Source organism: Neobacillus sp. K501 (assembly GCF_053749995.1).
On sequence record NZ_JBSLYA010000003.1, the window covers coordinates 374399 to 400163 of the forward strand.

Consider the following 25765-nt stretch of genomic DNA (forward strand, 5'->3'; position numbering starts at 1 on the left):
AGGTTGATATACACCTTCATTCCCTACCACTTTTATATTTTTATAATTTTTAGATTAATTCAGTTAAATCTTTTACAATAGATGAAACTTTATCTTTTGGTGCATAACGTTTTAATACTTTACCGTTACGGTCTACAAGGAATTTGGTGAAATTCCATTTAATTTGTTCAGATCCAAATAAACCTTTAGCTTCTTTCTTTAAATAGTCAAAAATTGGTGCAGTATTTGGACCATTAACTTCGACTTTATCAAATAATTGGAATGTTACTCCATAATTGATTTGACAAAAACTTTCAATATCTTCATTTGTTCCTTTTTCACCACTACCAAATTGATTACAAGGGAAACCTAAAACCTCTAATCCACGATCTTTGTATTCGAGATATAAATTTTGAAGCTCTTTATACTGATCTGTAAAAACACATTTACTAGCTGTATTTACAATTAACATTACCTTCCCTTTGTAATCCTCCATTGATTTTTCAAGTCCTCTATTTGTTTTCACTTTATAATCATAAATTGTTGTCATTTTAAATTCCTCCAATTTGTTTACATAATGTAAAACATCGGGACGATATTTTTTACCTGTTCCCTACGACAACAATATACTACACTATTATATAACAATCAATTAAATAGGACGCTATTTAATCTGGTAAATAATTCATGCGAGGCATTTAATCAAAAAAATATCTAAGAAAACATTGAATCTACAATGTTCACTTAGATGATCTTATATCTATCGTGCTATATCATGGGCTTTTTGCAATAAATCTTTTGATTTATCTAGGAAACCAAAATAATTGTCTTCCGTCTTACAAATCTTCTCGAAAATTGAAATGGATACATCTTTTAAATCGTTCTCTAATGCAACTCCTTTATCTGTCAAAACTATTTCAACCCTTCTTTCATCTTCAATTGAACGTTTTCGATAGACCAAATCCGCTGCTTCAAGTCTTTTTAATAGCGGGGTCAAAGTGGCAGAATCCAGATAAAGGCGTTGCCCTAGTTCAGTAACTGTGCAAAGTTTCTTCTCCCATAGTAAAACCAGGACCAAATATTGTGGATAGGTAATGTTAAATTTACTTAAAATGGGCCTATAAATACGTGTAATCTCACGAGATGCAGCGTATATATTAAAACATAGCATGTCTTCTAATGTCGTGACTTCTCGGTTAGTCATGTTAAGATTCTCCTTTCCTATAAACAAGGTTACTGTATTTAGTTTACCTTATTTTGAGCTAGAGTATAACTAAATAGCGCACTATAATATAGGAAACTATTGTATGAGCGATAAAAAATGATGACTCAATTAATGAGTCATCTTCCAAATGTCGTTATTATTGTCGAATGTTGTTCCATCTGACCGTGTTACTATATTGGAGATGCCTTACGCCCTATAAGTGCTGAACATAAGTACCTTGGGTTATGACAAAGGAACCCAGATCGCTGATTAACCAACAACATTTGTTATCACTTCGATATTGCCTCTTGTTGCTTTAGCATATGGGCAAACATTATGAGCTTCGGCAACGATTTCCTCTGCCATACTTGTTTCTATGCCTTTTATGGTGATATCCATCGTAATGGCTAGTACATAGCCGTCGTTTGCATCCTTGCCCAGTGTAACTTGAGAAACAATGGATGTCCCTTCTGCTTTAACCTTCTTTTGTCTAAGAACAGCACCGATGGCACCTTCAAAACAAGCAGCAAATCCTGCAGCGAACAATTGCTCTGGATTTGTTCCGGCACCATTCCCTCCTAATTCCTTAGGATATCTAAGGTCCACATTTAGTTTCTCATCACTGGAAACCGCTTTGCCATCTCTTCCGCCTTGAACATTCACGGTGGCTGTATACAATTGCTTTTCAATTTTATTCATTTTAGGAACTCCCCTTTAATTTTGGATTAATATTTTTACTCTAGCCATACGGATGACTATTTATTCCCGCAAATTAAGGTGTAAGTGAATACGATCTTAAGTTAGTAAAATAATAAGCAGTGACAACATACTAGGGAGAACTTCTGTTTATGTTTAAAAAAAATGATGATAAGAAACTTGGAGAAAATAAGACCCTTACTGAAATTGTGCAGAGAGCTAAAAAATCTTCAGATTTTAAAGAGTTGAAGAAGACAGTTTCAGGGGTCCAGCTATTCATTTTATATTTCACTACCCTTATAGATCATAAGACAATGGAACATGTATTACTTCCCTATATGAACGAATGGGAAAATAAGAAAGATCAGGCGCTTGATATAAAACAATTTATTCATCATCTTCCGCTAGAAGATGTTAGTTTAACCGGGGACACAAATGAAATTGAAAAGAAAATTTATCAAGGATATGTATTACTGACAATTGAAAATACCTCAGAAGATTGTATTTTAGTAAATGTTGGAAATTTATCAAAAGGAATTAGAGAGACGAATGAAACCGAGAATGAGTTTAGTGTAACAGGGCCAAAATTAGGGTTTGTTGAGAGTCTGGATACTAATATTCTTTTACTACGCAGTAAGTTAAAATCCCCTTTATTAACGACTGAAGAGTTTGTTCTAGGCACATTATCAAAAACAAGGGTTACCATCGTTTATCTAGATGGAATAACAAACGAAAAACTAATAGAAACCGTAAAAAAAAGACTCTCGGAAATTGATTTTGACATTATTTGGGATACTTCTGCCATTGACCAACTCATTCGAGATAATACCCATACTCCCTTTCCTCTTTATGTATCTTCCGAGAGGCTGGATCGAATTTCTTACACACTCTCTATTGGCCAGGTCGTCATTTTTAGTGACGGTTCACCACACGCCATTTCTGGGCCTTCAACGATACACGATTTTTTTATCGCATCAGAAGATTATTATTATAACTGGGTGATTGGGTCATTTTTTCGGTTAATTCGGATATTTGGAATCATCTTTTCCATCTTTTCTTCCTCTATCTATGTGGCGGTTGTGACGTTTCACTTTGAGGTCATCCCTGCGGATTTACTTGGTCCGCTCATTAAGTCCAGAGCGAATGTTCCCTTTCCACCGTTATTGGAAGTTCTTTTTTTAGAAACGACCATTGAATTATTAAGAGAGGCAGGAGCTCGCCTGCCTACGAAGGTAGGACAAACATTGGGAATTGTTGGAGGTATTGTCATTGGGCAAGCAGCCGTTGCAGCAGCAATGACAAGCAATATTTTATTAATTATCGTTGCCTTATCGGCCCTTGCTTCCTTCACTACACCAACCATGTCGATGTCCAACACGATTCGTTTATTAAGATTTCCCTTTATTCTTGTATCATCATTATTAGGCGGGTTAGGGATTATGATCGGCTTTGCCGTGTTACTATGTCATTTGTTTAAACTAAAATCGATTGAAACTCCTTACATGGTTCCCTTGTTTCCGTTTCGGCGTAATAATTTTAAAGATAGTTTTATTCGCTCACCTTATAGTGAAATATACAAAAGGCCAGAGTATCTGAAAGCGAAAGATACGATAAAATATTCACCAAAGAAGAACAACCAAAAGAGGGAGGATATTAATGACGAATAAAACGTTGATAAAATTTGGTTTTGTTCTATTATCGATGATACTCCTGTCTGGATGTGTACCTCACAATATTATTGATGAGGTCTCTTTAATGCATAATATTGGCTTTGATCGGGAGAAGAAACTGTTAAAAGGTTTTGTGGTCTATCCTGAATATCAACAAGGTAATGCTTCTTCGTTGATTACTGCTTTTGCAACAAATCCTTCTAACTTACGGCAAGAGCTTGGTTATAAGTCTCAATATAAAATCGAAATGGGACAATTAAGGGTCATCATTTTTGGCCACAAATTAAGTACATACGGTTTAGCACAAGTTCTGGATACCATTTGCAAAGATCCTCAAGTTGGCATCGTCAGGATTGTGATTTCAGATGGCTCACCAAGCAAAATACTGAAAAATACACTGAAAGAGCGTCCCCTATACTTGATGAATTTAATCGAACAAAGCATTGAAACCGAGGGTATTCCAGAATCAAACGTTCATACAACCTATGACCAATATTTTGGAAGTGGGATTGATATGTCCTTTCCTCTATTAACAGTAGACACGAGCGGAATGGTCAAAGTGGATGGAATGGGAATATTTAAAGAGGATAAATTAAAGTATAAGATCCCAACGAAAGAGGCATTTTTATTAAAATTAATGACGGATCGAAATAAAGTTGGGGTCTATAATTTAAAAGTTAGCAAAAAAGGTAGTAGCGACTCCATAGGAGTAAGAGTTCTTTATGGAAAACATAAAATTACGACCTTGACCGAAAGCAATCACGAAAAGGTAAAAATTAACCTTGTTCTCAATGTAGAGCTTGCAGGTTTACCCGATTGGATGACAGTTGAGAATGAAAATGATTTTAAGACCATTAAAAATGAATTACAGAAATCCATTTCCAGGGATGCTGAAGCGCTACTTAAAAACTTCCAAGCCCAAAAGGTGGATCCGATCGGCTTAGGCAGGATTCACAAAATTCACCAAAACCAATGGTCTGAGAGTGATTTTTATCAAAATATATACCCTAAAATGAAGTTTGATGTTCATTCGAACATTATTATTAGACAAGCTGGAGTGGGAAAATAGTGAGCGTTAGCGTGAAAGAACAATTTCAAGTATCCACTTTTTTTACTTTCTTTTTAGTTCATGGTTCACAAACTGGAATTGGCATTTTAAATTTTCAAGCTCATATTAGTAAACATGCAGAGCAAGACGCATGGATTTCTTTGATTCTATCTGGCGTTGCTATTCAATTCATCCTGATAATGATTTTTAAAATGTTAGATTCCAAACATAATGATTTAGTAGCTGTCCATCAACACTGTTTTGGACGAGTTGCAGGAAACGCCCTCTCTCTTTTCGTTTTATGCTACTTCTGGCTGGCTTCGTTTACTGTTTTTCGAACGTACATTGAAGTCATCCAAATATGGGTTTATCCTACAATTAAAACCTGGCAGCTTAGCATTATATTCGGTGTTTTAGTATTTTATATCGTATCAGGCGGATTCCGTATTTTAACAGGATTCAGTTTCTGGGGAGTTATTTTACCGTCATTTTTATTTCTGCTCATCTATTTCCCGATAAAACATATGAATTACATCTATTTACTTCCTGCTTTCAGTCATCCAATAAGTGATTTACTCTTATCTGCAAAGGCATCGACTTTGCTTTTTCTCGGTTTTGAGTGGATCCTCATGTACTATCCTTTTATTAAAGACTCTGGGAAAATTCCTAAATGGGCATATCTTGGAAATCTATATACAATCATTGTGTACCTGATTATTACTATAATTTCCTTTTTATATTTTAATCAAGACGTCATTGAACAACTACCTTGGCCAACTCTTATGATGATGAAAATTGTCCATTTTACTTTTTTAGAGAGATTTGAGTATGTGTTTATTTTTATTTGGTTACTGGTTATCATTCCTCCGATGTGTATCTCGATGTGGGCCTGTACGCGAATAGTGAAAAGAACCCTTTCGTTTTCCCCGAAAGGTTCTTTAGTATTGTTTATTGTATTAGTGATGATCGCTGCGGTTAGTTTGAAAGACATCGAAACAGTAGACAAGGTGAGTAATCTTTCTTCGAACGTTGGATTTGCATTTATTTATCTTTACATTCCGTTCCTTTTTATTATAAAAATGTTGAAGGATCGCTATCTAAAGAATAAAACAACAAATTAATATGGACATTTACCGTTCTTCATCAAAGAGTAGGACTTCATCTCCTACTTCAATTTGACCTGTCTTTATGACAGAAGCATAGACGCCAAAATGATTGTTTCTTTCTTTGACAACGGTTTTCAGCAGAGTTGGGTCCTTTTCGGCATTATCAGGATTTACAGTAATGATCATGCAGCGCTCACAATGCCTATTTAATTGAATTTCTACTTCACTGCCAATTTTGATATGTCTGCCAAACCAAGTTTCCTCGATAAAAGGAATTTTCTCCTGTAAGTCTATTAGCAAATTCGGACGGAATCGTCGGTGATCAACCGCAGCGGTTCCCCATAATTCGGTTAATTGATGGATAGAAGCATCTGTTACCAGTTGAATATGTTCTTCTTCGATGGCCCCTAAAGGTACATGAGTAGGAAGATAAGTTATGGGAGCGATTTTTCGCTTCGATTTCTCTTCTATTACTTTTCTTAGATCCTCATTTTCCCATCCAACCACCCTACCGTCAGGCGTAACAATTTCAACTTCTGGGTACTTTTCAATAGATTCCTCACCAACAAATCTAGCTTTATACTTAACCATTTCTGGGAACTGTGTGATGGTTAAAAACTTCCCTGGTCTTGTTTCATCTAGAAAGGCATGGCTGCGGTCTCCATATAACCCATATTCCATGATTCTGGTTTTCTCTACACTTTCACCGTAAAAAGACTTTACGGGATGGCGAATAATTTCTTTTATATGACCGATTAACAATTCAATCTCCCCTTTATACTCCATTCCCTTAGCTTCGGGATAAACACACTTGCTAAAAATAAGAAAATATTAAGAAAATCACTAGGAAAATACTAAGATTTTTCCTCTATAATCTGGAAAAGGCAGTCAATAGAGGAGGATTTTTTTATAATGGAAAGTTTATTCCATGGAAATGAGTCCTTAGCAACATTTATATTCTTTTCCATCTGTTTCTTACAACCAATCTTGTTACCAATGCCAGAAGCAGCTACTGTCACGGCTGGCAGTGCGGTTTTCGGCTCACTACCAGCCGCGTGTATTAGTTTTGTTGGTACTCTTTCAGGTATTATCGCTGCCTATTTCATTGCAAAAATTGGAGGACAAAAGCTTATTCAAAGGTTAGTGAAGGAAAAACACCTGAATCAGTACAAAAGCTATGTTTCAAGAAACGAGACATGTATTTTATTAATTTTATTTATTATTCCTATTTTACCAGATGAAATCATTTGTTTTGGTGCAGGAATTAGTGGAGTTAGCTTTAAAAAATTTCTCATTATTGCTAGTGCGGCAAAACTTATTACTTCTTTCTCATTAGCCTACTCAGTTGATTTTGCGCAGACAATGTCCTTAACCAATACTCAATTCATTCTTTTGGTAATCGGAATCATAGGCCTGGTGATGTTAACATCTTTTATTAGTAAAAAATTGTTATTAAAACGAAATAAAGCATTTGACCTTTAGGATATTAGAAAATGCTTTATTTTTGCATACGTAAATGAAGGATGAAAAAATCGAGGCTTTAATGGCCTCGATGATATATTTGACGGTACATAATATCATTTAATTTCTTCTGGTGAAACTCCATTTTCTTTTTAAGTTTTTGTTTAATGGTTTGATCGAGACAATCATTATAAAGGATTTGAAAATAATTCATTCGGAAAGAATGCCAAAATTTTTTTAATTTTAATGTTAAATTCATATCATTCTTCCTATCCTGATTTTAACCATACTTTACCATTTTTTGCATGATTAGAGAATAAGGACAAAGATGCAAACGTTCAGATAATGCTAGAGTCCTGTTTTCAAATGGAAACTGATCTATTTTGACTACAAAAAGAAGCCAACTTTAGTTGTTGACTTCATCTTTTTTGCAACTATGAATTTCTTTTATAATTTTTAAGTAAATTTTTAACCTCGGTTAGTGAAACGTCTTGAGAAACGATTTCAAATACAGTGTCACCTGATTTTCCTTTAAGATGAATATTCGGTGTCCCCGGTATTTCAAATAAACTCCAGTCGATTCCATTCAAATGAAAAGTCTCCAGAGCCTCTCCAAGTTGACTTTCAAAGTCGCCAGTCGTTCTAACCACGGAATCCTTTGGATAAATCCTGTTGTAAAGCAATCGAGACCCTGATCCTATCTCATTCACTGGCTTGTCATAGCTATAGACCACATAAGCCTGCTGATCCTCGTGGTATTGTTCAATACTAGCGGAAAAGACTGTAATTTTTGGATCACTGAACTCGTAGAACATAGGGATGTTATCTCTTTGCAATTCCAATACCTTTTCGACACTGCTAGGCTTCGTATCCGCATGTTCAATAACCTCAATTTCTCTTTCCCTTTCGTCTACGAATGTTCTACTTTCCATTTTGAATTCTTGATAGTCAACTAAAACAGGGCTAAAATCTTCCACTGTAAAGGTTCGATTAATCACTAATTCTGTTGGATGCAAATAGCTAATAACATTCCCTTTCGCATCATAAATTTCTTTTTTTACAAGGATTCCAGTATCTTTATCCACCCATATTCGAAAGCTCTTTTCATTCGGCTGCATGATGTTGATGAGGCTATCATCTATATCGCCAGAGATGACCATTGTGTTATGGCCTAGTAACTCTTCATTCTGCTTTTCAATTTTCCATTGATCCTGATAACGTAAATATTTTGCGACAAATTCGTAATTGTATAGAGAAACATGAGCAGTCATGCTAGGTGGTCTTTCTCGATACTTTTCTCGTGAATCATAGATCTTATCTACATCTATACTAAAAACATCCTCCGGAAATACGGCATTCCTTCTGGTTTCTAATTCCGTATCAAATATCGTATATCTCTTCTCATCTGTTTCGATTCTCCATGTTTTATCTTCATTATAATAAGTTTCATTCGTCGTTAATTGAGAATGTGGATTCCATTCATCCGGATAATGTATTAATATTTCATACCCGCCGATGACGTTCTTATTGCTCATTTTATACTCAACACTGCGCTTACTGGAGGAACCATCGTAAAACAGATCATAGTCTTCAAATTTCCCTGCGGCCGTTTCAAAGTGATCCACTGAGTTTAGAAGCTTCAATAAAATATCTTCTTTTGACATCTCATCATAGTTTTCTTTCGGTTCCGGATGAGCATACATGGATTTCTCTTTTCCGTCTGTTTCTATTTTCTTTTCATTACTAGTCACATTCTCTTTCTCTGTCAAACCAAGATTATGTAAGACAAAATAGCTGGTACACACAAGAAAGAGGGTTGTGAAGCTTAGACTTAAGATCCATCCCATTTCAGGAAAACGTCTCTTCTGCCTGTTATACGGTTCTTTCATCCCAAAGCTTCTTCTAACCGCCGCTTTGTTCTTTTCTTTGAAATCTAAATCTTTCAGGACTGTATTATCCATTTCCTCTTTTAATTTTTCTAACAGATCAGTCAATACTTCTCCCCCCTTTTAACTTCTTCTTCAACAAATTTCTTCCCCGGTGCAATCGAGATTTTATCGTTGGGATCGTGATTTCTAATAGTTCGGATATTTGTTTGTACGATAATTCTTCATAGTAATAGAGGATAATGATTTCACGATACTTCACCGGGAGTTCCAATATACAACGTGAAAGTTCATTTTTGGTCTCCCCATCCAATAAATCGGATTCCGGCGTATGGTGATGAATACTTCTAGTAGAAAAAAAGTCATTGATAATGATATTACGAAAGCTCCAGCTCCTTAAACGATCCTTGCATAAATTGACCGTGATCGCATAAAGCCAAGTCTGATAAGACGATTCGTGACGAAATGTATCTAACTTTTGATAGCATTTCATAAAAACTTCTTGGGCCACATCTTCCGCAAGTTGCTCTTGTCTTAAATATGTAAAAGCTAACCGGACAATTTTTTTTCCAAATTCATTCATTAACCATTCTATTGTTTCTTCTCTTCTGTCATCACTAGGTTTAATTTCTATCTTTCTGTTTTCTAACATGTTTCACACCCTTTCAGACTTTAGACGCAGCCCAAGAGGGATGGTTGCAAAAAAGTAAAAAATACCTGTTTTGTTTAATCCGCAAGAAAAACTGTCTACAAATCCATAAATAGGTAAAACTAAAGTCATTCCAATTATATAGGAAGAACATTATTTTCGATGATAAAGGAGTTTGCACGGTGGAGAAAAAATACTTTAATGTTATGGAAGAAACCGTGGAGTCACTCGTTACTTTTTTGCTGCATAGTCCAGATTATCAGCTGATCTGCAAATGTGAAAAGTGCAGAGTAGACATCATTGCTTATAGCCTTAATAATTTACCACATCATTATGTCACAACGGAAGAAGGAAGACAGCAGGTTTTTTCCAGTCTAAATACGCATGAAAATCGCGAATGGATCAATAAGCGCATCATCAGTGCTATTCATCTCGTCTCGAAATATCCGAAACATTGATATACGATTACAAAAAAATAATAATAAATGGATTGAATAAATGATATTTTTGTGTAAAATAAGAATCAATTGCATAAATAAATGTTTTCTAGGGTTCCGCAACGTACAGTTGGACTGGTCCGAGAGAAAACTCACAGCAACTTTGCTGTGTCACGGAGGGATAAAAGCCTGGGAGATAACTGTTAAACAGTTTCTTCTAGGCTTTTTAGTTTTTATAGAATTATATTGGAGGGTTATTTAGATGAACGCAAACTGGATGAATGTATTGGTCGCTGCCTTATTTGAAGTACTTTGGGTAAGCGGCTTGAAACACGCCGATGATTTTTGGACATGGGCTGGAACCATTATTTCGATCATCATCAGCTTCTATGGAATAATTATGGCGAGTCGAAAACTGCCTGTTGGAACGGTCTATGCCGTTTTTGTCGGATTAGGGACAGCAGGAACGGTTATGTCTGAGATATTATTCTTTGGAGAACCTTTTAAAATGAGTAAGATTCTATTGATCGTTTTGTTACTTGCTGGCGTAATTGGTTTGAAATTAGTGACAAAGGATCAAGTTCAGGAAGGAGCTGATTCCTGATGGCTTGGATTTCATTAGTCTTTGCAGGATTGTTTGAGATGTTTGGTGTGGTAATGATCAATAAATTTCATCAAGACCGTAATTGGAAATCAGTCGTTTTATTAGTCCTAGGTTTTGGAGCAAGCTTCCTATTTCTCTCTTATGCAATGGAAACACTTCCGATGGGGACTGCTTATGCAATCTGGACAGGAATTGGTGCGTCTGGCGGAGCCATACTTGGTATGCTTTTATATGGTGAATCAAAGGATTGGAAAAGGTTAGTATTCATAGCAATGGTTTTAGGTGCAGCAATTGGCTTAAAGCTTGTATCATAGCCCAAATTTATCTAGACGGGCACCCAATTTCCTTTGTGAGTGTAGTATATAGGGAAATGTCAAATTGACCTTTATACATTCGAAAGGAAGTGTAAAAATGGATAATAACACACCATTCATGGCAGGATCGAATGCTCTTCCCCATCACACAATGTCTTACGGATATGCAGCACCAGCCTATTGTTACCCGGTTCAAAAGTGTGATGATTTTGTCATCATAATCGTGTTGTTTATTTTGTTAATCATTATTGGAGCCGTTTGTTTCTGCGATTAAAAGCTGAAATTTGATGATTTCCAAAAACGATAACAACCAAAAAATCCTCATCAGAAGATGGGGATTTTTTATTCCTTCTTTGTAAAAAAGATGGGCGCAGAATCCACCTTCTTAAGCCATACCTGCTCTTTTCCATTTAATCCATTTCTCACCCATACGTCCCCATTAAAAACCTTATCTTTTGTTCGAAACCAAGTAAGATAGGAACCAATAACTTGTGGATCTCCATCCCGTTCATCCTTCTGCGGGAAGGAGATTTGTTTTTGGTCTGCCGTCTTAATATTGATCGTATAAAGGGATGTGAACATGGTTGGAACAGGTCCTTCCTTCCACTCTTTGTTCTCTTTTGCTCGAGCGACAATCACCATGTCCTTAGAAAACCATTCCAAATCAAGATCGACGAAACCTGCTGGTGTAAATTCCTTTTGTTGTTTTGAGATTGGAATATCGGCAATCGTGGTTTTCTTATTTTCGACCCAAAATCTACCCTCTCCTGATATATAGGCTAGTTGATTGGCTGATGGAGCCCACTTTATCCAGTCTTGGAACCAAAGCATATTTCCCACGACTTGAAATTGATCACCCTTTGAGGATAAAACACAAAGTGTATTACTATCGTTCGACCATGAGGCTGTCGGCGTGGCAAGAAAACTAAGCCATTTACCATCGGCACTCCATTTAAAATCATCCGCAGAAATGGCGAACAATTTAGATTCATCTGTTGGAATCGTGTAAAAAAGCTTCATTTTATCAGGATTAAGCTTGGCATCAATCGAGACTTTGTAAAGAGGCACGGTTCCCCAGCCTGTCGGACGTAAACAGGACGATGAGGAGACAATTAACTCTTTCCCATTCGGAAACCACTCAAAATCTCCTGCGCCGAGAGCGACGTTTTCAAATCCATGCGGGCGGCCATTCTTGATCTTCGTGACATTAAGTAGGCCATTATCGTTATAGACCAATTGATTTTTGACAGGTGACCATTTAAAAAGCGATGTCTCAACCCTTACATATGATTGGAAAATATCTTTTTCCTTTGTATCGTAAATATATAAATCCGATTTTTCACCCTTTTCATCGCCATCAATAAATGCGATAAATCGACCATCAAAGGACCATTTTGGAGAATACACATACCGATCCTTTGTAATTTGTATTTCTTGATCTCTCTTTTTGATCCACAGCTGATGGTCACGGATAAAGGCAGCTGTGAGCGGCACCTCTGCATGGACAAAAGTGGTAATATGGGTACTCATAATCATGAAAAGTAATAGAATCCGAATCGCCAAACGACATCCCTCCTACAAGATAGGATGTCCTGAACCTCAATGGAGATTCTCGTTTACCGGATTAAGGCTCTGGTGTGACCCAAACTTGAAAAAGAAGTGAAGTTCGGTAACAGCAAAGCTCTGGTGTGACCCATTCTTGAAAAAGATGCCAAGTTCGGTAACAGCAAAGGCTCCGGTGTGACCCAAACTTGAAAAGGATGCCAAGTTCGGTAACAGCAAAGGCTCTGGTGTGACCCAAACTTGAAAAAGAAGTGAAGTTCGGTAACAGCAAAGACTCTGGAGTGACCCAAACTTGAAAAAGATGCCAAGTTCGGTAACAGCAAAGGCTCCGGTGTGACCCAAACTTGAAAAAGAAGTGAAGTTCGGTAACAGCAAAGACCCTGGTGTGACCCATTCTTTAAAAAGATGCTAAGTTCGGTCACAGCAAAAATGGCTCTAGTGTGAAAACAGCTGTTTCAATAAGCAAGGGACGAATCACATGGATTAATAAAACCAAGTGATTCGTCCCTCAAATAAATTAAATTAAGTCATTCTCAGATTCCTTCGTATAATGTTTCACTTGAACAAGTTGACCGTTTTTAAGCTTGGTTGCCCATTCAGGATCTGCAAGCACGGCACGGCCGACAGCAACATAGTCAAATTCTCCGGCTTTGACTTTTTCTTCGATAAGTTTTAGATTGTCCTGAATCGTAACATGACTGTTATCCTGATTGCTCAAATATGCACGGTTAATTCCGACGGAACCGACGGCAATCGTTGGTTTTTTAGTAATTTTTTTCGTCCAACCAGCTAAGTTTAAGGATGGATCTTCATCCTTAAATTCAGGCTCCCAAATTCGTCTTGTAGAGCAGTGGAAAATATCGACACCCGCTTCCGCCAACGGAATGACTAATTGCTCAAGCTCCTTCGAGTTATTCGCTAATTTAGCTCCATAATCGGTTCCTTTCCATTGTGAAAAACGGAAGACAATAGGGAAATCAGGACCAACTGCTTTTCGGCAGGCACGAACAATATCTGCGGCAAATTTTGTTCGCTCCCCTAGATCGCCACCAAACTCATCTTCGCGCTTGTTGGTTAGGTCCCAGAAAAATTGATCAATTAAATATCCATGAGCCCCATGTAATTCAACGCCATCAAAGCCGATTCTCTTTGCGTTTGCTGCTGCTTCGGCGTAGAGATCAATCATTTCAGTAACTTCTTCTTTCGTTAAGGCTTTTATTTGCTCATGTTTTTTTCCTTTTAACGTAATTCCAGACGGACTCACAGGAGGTGCGTCAATATTTGGTTCACTGCCTGCTCTTCGGGCAGCACCGACATGCCATATTTGTGGAATGATTTTTCCGCCTGCTTCATGGACTTCTTTCACGACCCTTGACCAACCAGCCAAAGCATCTTCACCATGAAAACGGGGAATATCTGGACTCATTACGGCAGCGGGATGGTTGATGGCTGTCCCTTCGGTTATGATAAGTCCAATCCCATTCTCTGCACGTTTACGGTAATATTGAGCAACATTTTCTCCTGGTACACCATCCGGAGAAAACATTCTTGTCATCGGGGCCATCACCAAACGACTAGCTAACATCTCTTTACCAAACGGTACTGATTCAAACAAAGTCTGTCCTACCTGCTTTTGCTTTTGTTCCAAGGTGAGCACTTCCTTCCGTAATTACAATTTACTGACTTACTATTATTCTACAATTCTATTTTAAAAATTCAAAACAATAAGACTTATTGTTTTACAAAATCTCACCATACAAATAGACGCATTTTCTTAATGAAATGCGTCAAATGGAAAATTGTGAGTCAAATTTTAATAGAATCAATGACATAATCAAGCATTCTTTTTAGCGATTCTGTCATATTGCATTTTGAACAACTTTATTACATGAGGTAGATCTTCTTCTCCTTTGATCCAAAAACTAACCCATCCCGAATCAGGTAGTACATGATGTGGCTTGGCCTCACCTGCCTCAATGAGTTCATTTCTAATCGATTTAGGAAATGGAAAGTCTGCAAGTTTGTCACCATGCATATGTCCCAATTCTTTCTTTTTAAAGCGAAATTCTACTCCTCCAAATCGATGTGGCTGCTCGACAACACCTTCCCAGCTAAGGAGTTCCTGTCTTACCAATTCAAGTATCATCTTTCCCTCTCCTTTCCTTATAAACCATTGGATGAAAAATAATGCATCATAGCCTGATGTTCCTTGCTTTTTTCATAAAGTTTTTCTATCTGTTCTTGACGGATAGCTTGCTCTAAACTAATTTCGCGCCTTTTGATTGTGACCGAAACAGAAAATAGATGAAGTGTCATCGTTCGGAATACCTCCTTCTCTTAGGTTTGAAATAATCTATTTGTAATGCCAACAACGTCGGATTAACCTTTTACCACTTCGTATTTTTATCTTACTGTATTTAACAAAATTCCCCATCGGCAATAATATTGAACTCCACCTACATCTTTTGGTGTAGTAACAAGGTATTGAGCTTAAATGCTTATAATTTTTTTAAAAAGAAATTGTAATCTTTTCCAACAGATTTCGTCTTATTAACAAAGGGGGAATTAATTTGAATGTTAGATTTATCCCAATTCTATTTATCTTAACAACTCTTCTTACGGCTTGTAACATCGGGAGAAATCCGAAGGAACATTTGGAGGAAATATACAACATTGCACTGGAATCCCTTATGGAAACAGATAAAGCATTGAATAGTAATATGGAGTTTATAGCTATTGATATGAGTAATTTTGAAGAAGTAAATGAGAAAGAGAAAAAAGTGATTTTAAACTATTTTGAAGATAAATATAAGGTTGAAGTTATGGATGCCACAATGGAAGAATTAGAAGAAAAAGGCTACTACAATCCAGACACAATGGCATTGGAAGGTGTACTTCTTAGGATTGAGAAGGTTGATTTTAAATTCAATAAAAATGTTGTATTTGAAGGCTCTAAATTTAAGTCCGGAAAAGGTGCTATTGGTGTCGAAAGTATAGTTCACTATAAAAATGGAGAATGGCAAATTAAAGAGTCGAGAGAAATATGGGTAAGCTAATTGAGTTGCGAATTCCTTTAACGAAGTATAACCAATTAAAAGAGGTCCGCATTAATTAGCACTGTTATGATTCATTGTTCATTTTCGTGTTAGTTTGAGAATTCATAATAGAACAATTTTCCGTTAATGCATGAAATAAGCCCAAGTAGCCAATATAAGCGTAATTATTCGCTTATATTGGCTAAATAAGCAAAAATCCCAGGATTTAGAGCATTTAGGCGAAAAAGCTTCGCTATGAAGGAAATATGGGTCTTTCCCCATTTAGAGGAAATTTTTACGCTTATTTTTCAAACATAGTAAAATCAACATTCAGTTATAACAGTGCCTATTAAGTAGATATTTTAACGAAATTATACATAATCCGAACCGAGATTAAAGCAGTCGACTCATATCTTCGAAACAATTTGGTGAAAAAATAAGGATTCATTTTCGCTAATGATGCTTACCTTACGCAACAAAACTGCTGCTAGTTCGATTATAGTATTTCTATATACCCTTCAGCTCCGTTCACCCTGATTCTTTGTCCGTCTCTAATCAGCTTCGTAGCATTCTCTACTCCGACAACGGCAGGAAGACCGTATTCTCGGGCGATGACAGAACCATGAGTCATCAAACCTCCAACTTCTGTCACCAAGCCTTTGATTGAGATAAACAATGGAGTCCAGCTAGGATCGGTAAATACCGTGACCAATATATCTCCCTCTTCTAATTTGGCATCCTCCATATTTAAGATGACACGCGCTCTTCCTTCGATCACACCAGAGGATACAGGTAGACCTGCAATCGCATTAGCCGGGAGATCTTGTCGTTTATATTCACCAGTAATGATTTCTCCATCGGACGTGATCATACGTGGAGGGGTTAGTTTTTCATAGAATTTGTACATCTCTTTTTGTTTGCTGATCAGCTGGTAATCTAGTTGGCGTGTTTGAACGACTTCACGAAGTTCTTCAAAAGTGAGATAGAATATATCTTCCTTTACATGAAGAACACCCTCTTTTACGAGTTGTTCAGCTTCTTTCAGTAAAGCCTGCTTATAGACGAAGTAACGATGAATCATTCCGTATTTAGGATATTCCCGATAACCACCTAAATTCCGAATGAGGTCGATCCTTTGTTTAGTTTCTTTGGCCTTGTGCTCCCCATCTGGTAATGACAATAAACGTTCTAATAAATCCTGTTCTTTTTTCAAGGCAACATGTTGCCCGTGCTCAAATTTCCGTTTGCTCTCACCAGGCTTAAAATTTTGGATGTTACTGAGAATCGTTGGAATAAGTGTCGTTGGACTCTCACTCCAACGAAGTCTCGAAATATCAATTTCACCTGTACAGCGCATGCCATATTTGTCTAGATAAGTAGAAATAGCCTCTTCGGCCACCCCACCACCTTCGAACTTTACCAGGTCATCGAAAAAGTTCTCATCTTTTACGTTTTTTAAATAATCGATGACTTCTGGATAAGGACGAATGACATCAGCAACATCCAATAACGCCAGCCCCATTTCCGAAGTAATATTGTTTGGTAGAGATTGAGAAAGTGGGTCGGCTGCGTTTATTTCCCCTAACCATTCATTCATATTTTCATTAATCCATGCTGGAGCATTCATTACTGCCATAATCACACGCGAACTTTGAGGATCAAATAAAATCTTCCTTAATTCCGTGATATCCTCCAGGATAAAATCCAATAAATCCGCCCCTGATTTAGATTGGATGTTCTTCTTCAACACTTCTATTGATGTTTGACTTTTCTTCATCAAATCCAAAATGATGGTTGGATCACTTTCGATTGGTGCTTGGAAACCCGCAGTCGGTATATTTTTACCGGGGCTTTGTTCATTTTTATCAGCAGGTAACATTGGAATAAATTCTCGCTCAATGATGGTATTAAGTGCATCCTTTATTAGAGGATCGGAATCCCCAAGGTTTAGTAATATTTTTCTTCCAATGGGCGATGCCAGATTTTGAGTGATATCAACAAACAATCTTCCAGCTGCTGTACGCATGGGTGCAGGAGTCGTTAACAGATAAAAAGACAATCCTAAAGGTTTCATCGGATCCGTCATCATCTGTTGATGTCCAACGGAGATATAGACGCGATTTTCTTGATCATACGCTTCAGGTATTGGAAAGAGCGTAGTGATTGGACGACTCTGGACGATATAAAAAGTATTGTCAACTAAACACCATTCGATATCCTGTGGGTATCCAAAATAAGCTTCGATTTGTCTACCAATGCCTGCTAGTTGTAAAATTTGTTGATCCGTCAGTGTTTGTGACTTTTGCAAATCTGGATTGATCTGAATCGTTTCTGTTCCGCCTTCTTTTCGTCCATAGATAGCCAATTTCTTGGTGGCAATCAACTTATCGACAATTTTATCTTCCTTTACTTTATAGCAATCTGCAGAGACCATGCCTGAGACAAGTGCCTCTCCCAATCCAAAACTAGCGTCGATTGAAAGCAGCTTTCTGTTAGAAGTAATGGGGTCTGCTGTAAATAAAATTCCGGATGCCTGTGGGAATACCATCCGTTGAACGATAACAGATAAATACACTTGGCTGTGGTCAAAGCCGTTTTGCATCCGATAGATCACGGCCCGATCCGTAAATAAGGAAGCCCAACATTTGCTGATGTGCCGCAAAACCGCTTCTTCCCCGATAATATTCAAATAGGTATCCTGCTGACCGGCAAAAGAGGCATGTGGTAAATCTTCAGCCGTTGCACTAGAACGTACAGCATAAGCATGTTCATCGCCAAACTGGGAGAGGTAATGAGAAACAACTTTCACAACATCGGAAGGTATTTCTACCTCCATGAGGAGTTGTCTAATCCTCTTGCTAATTTCACCAATTTGAACGCTATCCTCTACTTTTAAGTATTTTAGTTGATCCAATAATGATTGGAAGGCTTCGTTTTGGTCTATCACTTTTTGATACACTTCTGTCGTAATACAAAATCCTTCTGGCACTTGAATCCCATCAAGCTTTGCTAGTTCCGCTAAATTTAACGCTTTTCCCCCGACGAGCATATGTTGTGTCTGATCGATCTCGGTAAACTCTCGTACATATGGTTTCATTGCTTTCCCTCCCATTCATTGTCCATCATCATAATGTAAGTTCGAACTCAAATTTGAATGTAGCTTTCCGGTAAGACGTTTCTTAATAACGGAGTCGGTTTCCCTACACTATAAAGTTGCAATTCATGCATCGCTCTGGTACAGCTAGTATAGAATACTCGGCAAAGACTATTATCTCTATATACATGCTCCGATACATCATAAAGGATGACTGCGTCGAACTCGATTCCTTTAGACAAATAAGACGGGATGACTACAACCCCTTGTTCATACTCAATCGAGCTGCTCTTCAAGAGCTTAATATCCTTGATGTGAGCCAAGGCTTCGAAAGCACGTTTACTTTCCTCAGCTGATTTGCATATGATGGCGATACTGTTATAGTGACGACTTCGCCACTTTGCAACTTTCGATTCAATGTGCTGATGCAGTTCTGACTGGTCGAGCAATTGTGTCAGCACAGGTCTTTTACCATCACGTTCGAAAGGGATAATTCGTTCACCGTTAGGGACTAGTCTGCGTGTAAATTCGATGATCGGTTTTGTTGACCGATAACTACGAGTCATGTTGATTACTTCTGTTTCATCCTGACCGTATAAACTCATCAGTTTGGTGAAATCATCCATTTCGCTTGCATGGGCAAATATCGCCTGATTAAAGTCACCAAGAACCGTCATTCTTGCCGAAGGAAATAACCGCTTTAAGAACTCGAATTGAAAAGGCGAGTAATCTTGTGCTTCATCTACAACGATGTGTTTTATCGAGCTGTTCGTCTGAAAGCCTCGGATCAACTCTTTCATCAATAAAAAAGGAGTAGCGTCCTCGTATAATAGTTTGTTATGATCTAAACTCTCCAACGTCGCTTGACAAATCTCCGCCCATTCCACCGGTATTTCTCCCTCTATCCACTGTTTGATCTGCTGCGGATCGGTGAAAAGCTGCTTGTATATCCCCTTTATGTCGATGAAACGAAACGCGCGAATTCGTTTACGTAACGGTTTGAATTTTTGATGAACAATCAATCTGGCCAATGCTTTCGGCTCCATCTCGTAATCAGCAATTGATTCCCCTTTAAAACCTCGCTTTTCTGCTAAGAAGGTATGCGCTTTGTGGTAATCCTCGTTGCTAAGTAGCTCCATTTCCTCCTGTACCCATGACTTCGTCCGTTCCAGCTTTTCTGCTTCATTTATTTTCTTCATTAGCCAATCCTTTAACGATTCAAGTCTGTTAGAAAATCGAAGTGAAGTATCGGTTCGATAAAACCTCTCTGTTATTTGTTGAGATGCAATCATCAGCTTTCCATTGAAGGTGATGTCCTTGAACAGCATTCCTGATAACTCCAGCGACTTCCTGTAGGATTGAATCGCCTCAAAAAAACGAGAAGAAGCTTTAAATGAAATGCCCGCAACTCTTGAACGGTAAGAAGTAGAGTTTGCAGCAGTTAAAACATACTCCAATTGCTCATAGGGATTTTCTATTTGGAACTCTTTACTTAACCGGTGATCTAAATATTCTTGAAATGTAACCTGCTGCATATTCTCTTCGCCGAGTTCGGGTAAGACATTGGAAACGTAATGATTAAACAACGAATTAGGAGAAAATAAAATAATTTGATCAGCATTTAGACGATCTCGATACTTATAGAGCAAGTAAGCAATCCGCTGCAGGGCGGCCGATGTCTTACCGCTGCCGGCTGCACCATGAACAATGAGAAGCCTCCCTCGATCATGTCGGATGATCCGGTTTTGCTCCTGTTGAATGGTTGCTACGATATTGTGCATCTGTTTGTCAGTGCCTTTGCCTAGTACCTTCTGTAAAATTTCATCCCCAATTGTGAGACTTGTATCGAACATGGATTGAAGTTCATTGCCGCGGATCAGATATTGCCACTTATTCTCTAATTTTCCGTGGATGACACCGCCTGGAGTTGTATAGTTAGCTGGACCACCAGGCTGGTAATCGTAGTAGATACTCGAGATCGGTGCCCTCCAGTCGTAGACGAGGAAATCATCACCACTTTCATCCGTTAGTGTGGAGATGCCAATATAAACTTTTTCCGGAGTGGAAGTTCCTTCTTCCGTGAAATCAATTCGTCCGAAGTAAGGAATCTCCTGCATACGTCGCAGCGTTGATAATCTCTTAGCTGCGTGCCTATGGGTGCTTTGGCTTACTGATAGAGCTTGAGCCTCTTGTCTTAAGCCGATGATCGTTTCAAGAAAATCATCGAAGGAATCAATATTCACCTTAATTTCATCCCAAAAGTGTTTGCGGATATGAACCACCTCATTACGTCGCTGGGCAGTTTCTTCCTTCAAGCTGCTGATCCGCTCCGAGATAATTCCCAAAACATTTTTCAATCGAATTTGCTCCAGCTGAAATTCTGCATTCATAGCATACACTCCTTAAATTTTTTTAATATAAGGCTTGACGAAAATGTAATTTCCATTATATAATTATAGTAGGGATATTATATTTAATTGTAATTACATAATGGCAATCTTTATAAATTTACCACAACCACTCCTTTTTTTCAATACATTGGAGCATTTTTTATATATAAAAAGAGTAGTATTTTACGTTTTTTACGTAAGTACTACTCTTTTTGTTTTTAATTGTATTGGTCATTAATCTTTTGAAGAAAAATTCTTGGGAATAACTAGTTTTTTATTCCATGAAGCGAACTACCTCTGCCAACCGGCCTTTATAATTTTGAATATTATGAGGATAAGCATTCCTATTCGATCATTTTCAATGGTATTGTCCTATAATAATAGAATAATAACGAATTGTTGGAGGGGTTTGTATGTATCAGGCAACGGTCAACGGAGTCAATATTTACTATGACCGAATGGGTAGTGGCGAACCGCTTGTGCTCATCCATGGTTTGGGAGAACGAAAAGATGGTTGGAAATTTCAGTACCAACTTGCTGATCAGTTTGATTTAATCATCCCAGATTTACGTGGCTTTGGGAAAACTAGATGTTCAGAAGACCAGGAAATAAGTATTAACGCCTTTGCAAGAGACATTACTATTTTATTGGATCAATTAGGTTTATCCAAGGTGCACATCCTGGGTTTTTCAATGGGAGGTATGGTTGCACAGGAAATCTATAAAATCCATCCTGAAAAAGTAGCGTCCCTTATCCTAGCCAACACGCTGTTTTATGTTCCAAAATGGATTAAAAAAATATTACTGCTATCGAATAAGAAATATATCGGTAACTTGACTGTCGAAAAATTTCAATATGGCGCTACATCGAGATGTATTCATGATAAAAATGAGGCAGCGGTTGAAACTGTTATGCCTATTTGGTCAGAGCATCTTGATGGTTTTTTTTCAGGATTAAATGCTTGTCTAGATATTGATTATCGTCAAACTTTGAAAACAATCAACGTTCCAACTCTTATTATTTCATGCCAGCAGGATAAAATCTGCCCTCCCTTCAACCAAAAGATCATGCACAAATTAATAAGAAACTCAAAAATATATACGATAAAAGAAGCTGGCCATGTCGGCAAAATTGAAAAAACAGAAGAGTTTAACCGTGTGGTTCTAGAGTTTTTGAGAAAAGAATCTGCTTAGGAAAATAAGCGGTGCCGTATCTCTTATATCTGTGGGATTATGGGATTGATTAGGGAGTTATGGATTTCTAGAATATTCACCATTCATTCTTTTTGTTCATCCCTATGAGGTGAGTATTGGAATAAGTGATGCTAACGAACAGATGAAATTGTTTTAAATTGTGATCTAATAATATTATTGTTAATAGAGGATTTACTAGGTTAAAATTAATAAATAGAATGAATAAATTAAAAAAAGACCGCACATGCAGCAACATGTCCGGTCCTGCAATAGACGGTTACCTCAAAGGGATCGGCTATGAGGTACTATAGTCCACCTAGTTGCCGAGACTCAAGGGTGGATTATTTTTTATGGTTAAATAACAGGATAGTTACGTTTAATCTTGTAAATGCAATCGTTGTCATAAGTGTTTCAAAATACTCCATCAGACTTTTTTCCCCTACCATTCTTTAAAATATGGTAATATCAGCAAGTAGGATCATCATTATACCTCCTCCCTTTGTATCATTTCGTTAAAAATAATTTGTCTATTATTGAAATAACTTTAACGAACAACAAAATAGAATAATTTTTTATTTTTATACAATTTTTGACAATCTTCACACTCCTAATTTAGTAAAATGAATTTATATATTCAAAAGTTTAGAAGTATGCATTAGTTTTTAGTATTGAAAACATGGATGCATGGGTTCACAGATCTACGGGGGGATATTTATGAGCACAGTAAATGCAAAAATGGAGGAAATGGATAAAAAACACGGCAACTCGTTCAAACAGCTGTCAAATCCAAAATTTATTGCGATTGGTCTTTTCATTATCATTGCACTCATTTTCGGGGTCATTAGCTATTTTCAGGCCACTCAGTTTAATGCGAACGTGATGATTAATGACATCAAAGTCGGCGGGCTAAATACGGATCAAGCTTTGAAAAAATTAAAAACAACCCAATTGAAAAATGTTGTTTTTATTGGGAAACAGGAACTATTAGATGAGAAAGATACAGAGATGGGATTTACGGATAAAGATCTACCCGGTGTTAAGAAATTATTGAAAAGCCAGTGGACGTTATTTCCATCTTCAAAAGAAAAACAATATTCTTTGATTCCGAAAGATATGGAGCAGTATCGAAGCCAAACGCTGGAAAATCTCGTCGAAGAAAAGCTGCTCACGATGAATACTAGTTTAAAACCACCACAAGATGCACAGGCTCGTTTGGAACAAGGAAAAATCGTGATTGCTCCAAGTGTGGATGGAGAACAGTATGATGTCGAAAGCCTATTAAAGGATTACCAGAAACAAAAATATAACAGTGAAATCCATTTAAAACCTGCCTACATACAGCCAAACAAAGAAGACAGTCCAGTTGTAAAGAATCAAGAGAAAAAACTGCAAGAATTTCTTCAACAAACAGTGGATTATAAGGTGCAAGATAAAGTCCATTCTTTGAAAGCGAGTGAATTAGTTCAAAATGCCTCATTGACAAAAGACCTACAGGTGACGATTGAGGCGAACACGATTCAAAATAAAATAGCGGAAATTAACAATACCCAGTCTACTTTAAATAAAGATTTCTCCTTCAAGACCCATTCAGGTTCGGTTATCTCAGTGAAAGGAAAAGGTTTTGGCTGGGCTTTAAAAGAAAAAGAGGAAGCAGCACGTCTTCAGGAAGCGTTTCAAAAAGGAGAAACTTCGATAGATGCTTCCAGTCTTTACGGAAATGGTTGGGACTGGACCCCTATCGGCTATGACAGGATCGCCAATAATGGTATTGGAGACACCTATGCTGAGGTATCGCTTGCGGAGCAGCGTATTTGGATTTACAAAAATGGACAATTGGTCGTCACAACAAATGTCGTAACCGGTAAACGAAGTACAGGTGAAGATACACATCCAGGTGTTTGGTATATTCTTTATAAAAAATCACCGTCCATCCTAAGAGGCACTGCCGTTGGTAAAGGAAGTTATGAACAGCCAGTTAACTACTGGGCACCGTTTACCAACGATGGGCAAGGATTCCATGATGCCGGTTGGCGGACAAATTGGGCAAGTAATGCTTATCATACAGCTGGTTCTGCCGGATGTGTCAACGTCCCTCCAAGCGTGATGGCTAGCATCTACAACAATCTCAGCCAATTCGATCCAGTTGTGATTTATTAGCCGCCACATAAAAAGAAGCAGAAATCGATGGATTTCTGCTTCTTTCTTTTTAACATAAAACGTTAGCCCGATGAAAATCGAAAAAGATTGATTCTTACTTGCCTGTAACTCTTTTTAAAACAAGCTTAAAAAATTCTTCTTCACTTATTTCCCCAGTTAGCTTTAACCGAACAATTTCCCTGTGCTCTTCTGTGATGGTGAAACCGGATAGTTCCATTGATGCTTGGGTATTACGAAGTGCTTTTTCTATTGTTTCCTCATTTGGTTTAGTCATCCTATTCACCTCAACACCTTTGGTATAGAATAGACTGCTGTAGTAACTGGCAGATGTCCCAAAACCGGAGAATGTCACTTTTCCCCTATTAAAGTTACTGTTTTTTTTCATACAAATAGAAAATATAATCAGTTGAAGCACCTTTATGGCCCAGTTGGCGCAACATCGCAGTAATATTCCCACGATGGTACGTTCCATGATTAACCACATGCTGAACCAATTCAGAAAGCTGAGTATTTAGTTTTCCAAAATGAGGATGTTCGACACTCATTGGACAATTCAAATCTTCTTGAGCAGAGAAAAAGGCATGGTACTTCTTCGTAAACTCTGAATACATTTTCTCCATTTCCTCCATGCTTTTCCCATTCGTTTTCTCCCTCATCTCAGTCACATTTTCCATAATTTCCTCAAAGCTGTTACCCGAGATCACCCCAAACCAAGTAACATCGGTTAGAAACATATGAACAATTACATCCGAAATCGTTGGAAAAACACTTTTAATCTCTTGGGTATAGATGTCCTTTGGAAGTTCTTTTAAGTGTGAAAAAATTCTGTTATTTGCCCATATATGGTAACCATAAATTTGTAATGTCGAGTTCAATTGTTTTCCTCCTAGATTGTTAGTTTTGTTTCCATTATAACCTCTAAACCTATCGATTTGTATCATTATACCAATTTAGTTAATTTTTTACTAAAAAATCTATAAAACCATAATATTGTTAACTATAAAACAAACATTCTTATTCAATGGATTACTATATTCTGATTTACGATAATGAACTGGATCATCTGATTCCCATCAACCCGATTTTTCATGCTTCACGGTAATCAGATAACTCATCTGATTCCCATCAACCCGATTTTTCATGCATCACGGTAATCAGCTGGCTCATCTGATTACCATTAACACGATTTTTCATGCATCACGGTAATCAGCTGCCTCATCTGATTCCCATTAACACGATTTTTCATGCATCACGGTAATCAGATAGCTCATCTGATTCC

General features: G+C 37.4%; 25 protein-coding genes and 1 riboswitch. Of the genes, 11 read left to right on the forward strand and 14 right to left on the reverse strand.

Annotated elements, in window-relative coordinates:
* Positions 1 to 49: 49 nt before the first annotated feature.
* The 3 genes from ACWM35_RS09820 to ACWM35_RS09830 form a co-directional block, all read right to left on the reverse strand.
* Entirely contained in the window at positions 50 to 529 is a 480-nt protein-coding gene (locus ACWM35_RS09820) for a glutathione peroxidase (protein WP_454817793.1), read from the reverse strand.
* Positions 530 to 739: 210 nt separating this feature from the next.
* Complete coding sequence (locus ACWM35_RS09825) at positions 740 to 1183, reverse strand: MarR family winged helix-turn-helix transcriptional regulator (RefSeq protein ID WP_454817794.1); 444 nt, start codon at positions 1181 to 1183, stop codon at positions 740 to 742.
* Positions 1184 to 1453: 270 nt separating this feature from the next.
* Positions 1454 to 1882: an organic hydroperoxide resistance protein gene (locus tag ACWM35_RS09830; protein WP_454817796.1), complete on the reverse strand. Its 429-nt coding sequence runs from the start codon at positions 1880 to 1882 to the stop codon at positions 1454 to 1456.
* 149 nt (positions 1883 to 2031) lie between these two features.
* Between ACWM35_RS09830 and ACWM35_RS09835 the strand changes: the two genes are divergently transcribed.
* Genes ACWM35_RS09835 through ACWM35_RS09845 form a run of 3 tightly spaced genes read left to right on the forward strand, consistent with a single transcriptional unit; the run spans position 2032 to position 5718 of the window.
* On the forward strand, positions 2032 to 3546 hold the full coding sequence (locus tag ACWM35_RS09835; RefSeq protein WP_454817798.1) for a spore germination protein: 1515 nt from the start codon (positions 2032 to 2034) through the stop codon (positions 3544 to 3546).
* Positions 3536 to 4618 carry a Ger(x)C family spore germination protein gene (locus ACWM35_RS09840; RefSeq protein WP_454817800.1) on the forward strand — a complete coding sequence of 361 codons (1083 nt, stop codon included), beginning with the start codon at positions 3536 to 3538 and terminating at the stop codon, positions 4616 to 4618. Before ACWM35_RS09835 ends, ACWM35_RS09840 begins: the two co-directional genes overlap by 11 nt.
* Positions 4618 to 5718 (forward strand): GerAB/ArcD/ProY family transporter, encoded by a 1101-nt coding sequence (locus ACWM35_RS09845; protein ID WP_454817802.1) that lies wholly within the window; start codon positions 4618 to 4620, stop codon positions 5716 to 5718. The genes ACWM35_RS09840 and ACWM35_RS09845 overlap by 1 nt, the downstream gene beginning before the upstream one ends.
* 9 nt (positions 5719 to 5727) lie before the next feature.
* Here the strand turns inward: ACWM35_RS09845 and ACWM35_RS09850 are convergent, their stop codons facing one another.
* Complete coding sequence (locus tag ACWM35_RS09850; RefSeq protein ID WP_454817804.1) at positions 5728 to 6465, reverse strand: MOSC domain-containing protein; 738 nt, start codon at positions 6463 to 6465, stop codon at positions 5728 to 5730.
* Between the two features lie 150 nt (positions 6466 to 6615).
* Between ACWM35_RS09850 and ACWM35_RS09855 the strand changes: the two genes are divergently transcribed.
* Positions 6616 to 7185 carry a TVP38/TMEM64 family protein gene (locus ACWM35_RS09855; RefSeq protein ID WP_454817806.1) on the forward strand — a complete coding sequence of 190 codons (570 nt, stop codon included), beginning with the start codon at positions 6616 to 6618 and terminating at the stop codon, positions 7183 to 7185.
* 413 nt (positions 7186 to 7598) lie between these two features.
* Here ACWM35_RS09855 and ACWM35_RS09860 read toward each other — a convergent pair whose 3' ends face one another.
* A complete protein-coding gene (locus ACWM35_RS09860) occupies positions 7599 to 9158 on the reverse strand; it encodes a hypothetical protein (protein ID WP_454817808.1) in 1560 nt (519 codons plus the stop codon).
* Complete coding sequence (locus ACWM35_RS09865) at positions 9151 to 9702, reverse strand: sigma-70 family RNA polymerase sigma factor (RefSeq protein ID WP_454817810.1); 552 nt, start codon at positions 9700 to 9702, stop codon at positions 9151 to 9153. Before ACWM35_RS09865 ends, ACWM35_RS09860 begins: the two co-directional genes overlap by 8 nt.
* Before the next feature lie 179 nt (positions 9703 to 9881).
* Here ACWM35_RS09865 and ACWM35_RS09870 point away from each other — a divergent pair, with 179 nt between their 5' ends.
* The 4 genes from ACWM35_RS09870 (at position 9882) to ACWM35_RS09885 (ending at position 11328) form a co-directional block, all read left to right on the forward strand.
* Positions 9882 to 10157 carry a late competence development ComFB family protein gene (locus ACWM35_RS09870; protein WP_454817812.1) on the forward strand — a complete coding sequence of 92 codons (276 nt, stop codon included), beginning with the start codon at positions 9882 to 9884 and terminating at the stop codon, positions 10155 to 10157.
* A 77-nt stretch (positions 10158 to 10234) separates the two neighbouring features.
* Positions 10235 to 10334, forward strand: a riboswitch (guanidine-I (ykkC/yxkD leader).
* A 64-nt stretch (positions 10335 to 10398) separates the two neighbouring features.
* The gene (locus tag ACWM35_RS09875) at positions 10399 to 10740 is read left to right on the forward strand and encodes a DMT family transporter (protein ID WP_454817814.1); all 342 of its coding nucleotides are present in this window, start codon (positions 10399 to 10401) and stop codon (positions 10738 to 10740) included.
* Positions 10740 to 11054 (forward strand): DMT family transporter, encoded by a 315-nt coding sequence (locus ACWM35_RS09880; protein WP_454817816.1) that lies wholly within the window; start codon positions 10740 to 10742, stop codon positions 11052 to 11054. Before ACWM35_RS09875 ends, ACWM35_RS09880 begins: the two co-directional genes overlap by 1 nt.
* 97 nt (positions 11055 to 11151) lie before the next feature.
* Complete coding sequence (locus ACWM35_RS09885) at positions 11152 to 11328, forward strand: YjcZ family sporulation protein (protein WP_454817818.1); 177 nt, start codon at positions 11152 to 11154, stop codon at positions 11326 to 11328.
* 68 nt (positions 11329 to 11396) lie between these two features.
* Here ACWM35_RS09885 and ACWM35_RS09890 read toward each other — a convergent pair whose 3' ends face one another.
* From ACWM35_RS09890 to ACWM35_RS09905, 4 genes are all read right to left on the reverse strand, one after another.
* Positions 11397 to 12617, reverse strand: a complete 1221-nt coding sequence (locus tag ACWM35_RS09890; RefSeq protein WP_454817820.1) for a translocation protein TolB — start codon at positions 12615 to 12617, stop codon at positions 11397 to 11399.
* A gap of 517 nt (positions 12618 to 13134) precedes the next feature.
* A complete protein-coding gene (locus tag ACWM35_RS09895; protein WP_454817822.1) occupies positions 13135 to 14265 on the reverse strand; it encodes an NADH:flavin oxidoreductase in 1131 nt (376 codons plus the stop codon).
* A gap of 186 nt (positions 14266 to 14451) precedes the next feature.
* On the reverse strand, positions 14452 to 14763 hold the full coding sequence (locus ACWM35_RS09900) for a luciferase domain-containing protein (RefSeq protein ID WP_454817824.1): 312 nt from the start codon (positions 14761 to 14763) through the stop codon (positions 14452 to 14454).
* Between the two features lie 17 nt (positions 14764 to 14780).
* A complete protein-coding gene (locus tag ACWM35_RS09905) occupies positions 14781 to 14933 on the reverse strand; it encodes a YrzI family small protein (RefSeq protein WP_454817826.1) in 153 nt (50 codons plus the stop codon).
* 254 nt (positions 14934 to 15187) lie between these two features.
* Between ACWM35_RS09905 and ACWM35_RS09910 the strand changes: the two genes are divergently transcribed.
* Positions 15188 to 15673 (forward strand): peptide ABC transporter substrate-binding protein, encoded by a 486-nt coding sequence (locus ACWM35_RS09910; RefSeq protein ID WP_454817828.1) that lies wholly within the window; start codon positions 15188 to 15190, stop codon positions 15671 to 15673.
* A 475-nt stretch (positions 15674 to 16148) separates the two neighbouring features.
* Here ACWM35_RS09910 and ppsA read toward each other — a convergent pair whose 3' ends face one another.
* Positions 16149 to 18749, reverse strand: coding sequence for a phosphoenolpyruvate synthase (gene ppsA / locus ACWM35_RS09915; protein ID WP_454817830.1), 2601 nt, complete (start codon positions 18747 to 18749; stop codon positions 16149 to 16151).
* Between the two features lie 47 nt (positions 18750 to 18796).
* Entirely contained in the window at positions 18797 to 21136 is a 2340-nt protein-coding gene (gene helD / locus ACWM35_RS09920; RefSeq protein WP_454817832.1) for an RNA polymerase recycling motor HelD, read from the reverse strand.
* 413 nt (positions 21137 to 21549) lie between these two features.
* Between helD and ACWM35_RS09925 the strand changes: the two genes are divergently transcribed.
* Both ACWM35_RS09925 and ACWM35_RS09930 read left to right on the forward strand, forming a co-directional pair.
* Positions 21550 to 22329 (forward strand): alpha/beta fold hydrolase, encoded by a 780-nt coding sequence (locus ACWM35_RS09925; protein WP_454817834.1) that lies wholly within the window; start codon positions 21550 to 21552, stop codon positions 22327 to 22329.
* A gap of 714 nt (positions 22330 to 23043) precedes the next feature.
* Positions 23044 to 24486, forward strand: a complete 1443-nt coding sequence (locus ACWM35_RS09930; protein ID WP_454817836.1) for a L,D-transpeptidase family protein — start codon at positions 23044 to 23046, stop codon at positions 24484 to 24486.
* A 94-nt stretch (positions 24487 to 24580) separates the two neighbouring features.
* Here the strand turns inward: ACWM35_RS09930 and ACWM35_RS09935 are convergent, their stop codons facing one another.
* Together ACWM35_RS09935 and ACWM35_RS09940 are read right to left on the reverse strand one after the other, a co-directional pair.
* On the reverse strand, positions 24581 to 24760 hold the full coding sequence (locus tag ACWM35_RS09935; RefSeq protein ID WP_454817838.1) for an antitoxin VbhA family protein: 180 nt from the start codon (positions 24758 to 24760) through the stop codon (positions 24581 to 24583).
* A gap of 94 nt (positions 24761 to 24854) precedes the next feature.
* The gene (locus ACWM35_RS09940) at positions 24855 to 25361 is read right to left on the reverse strand and encodes a DinB family protein (protein WP_454817839.1); all 507 of its coding nucleotides are present in this window, start codon (positions 25359 to 25361) and stop codon (positions 24855 to 24857) included.
* Between the last annotated feature and the right edge of the window lie 404 nt (positions 25362 to 25765).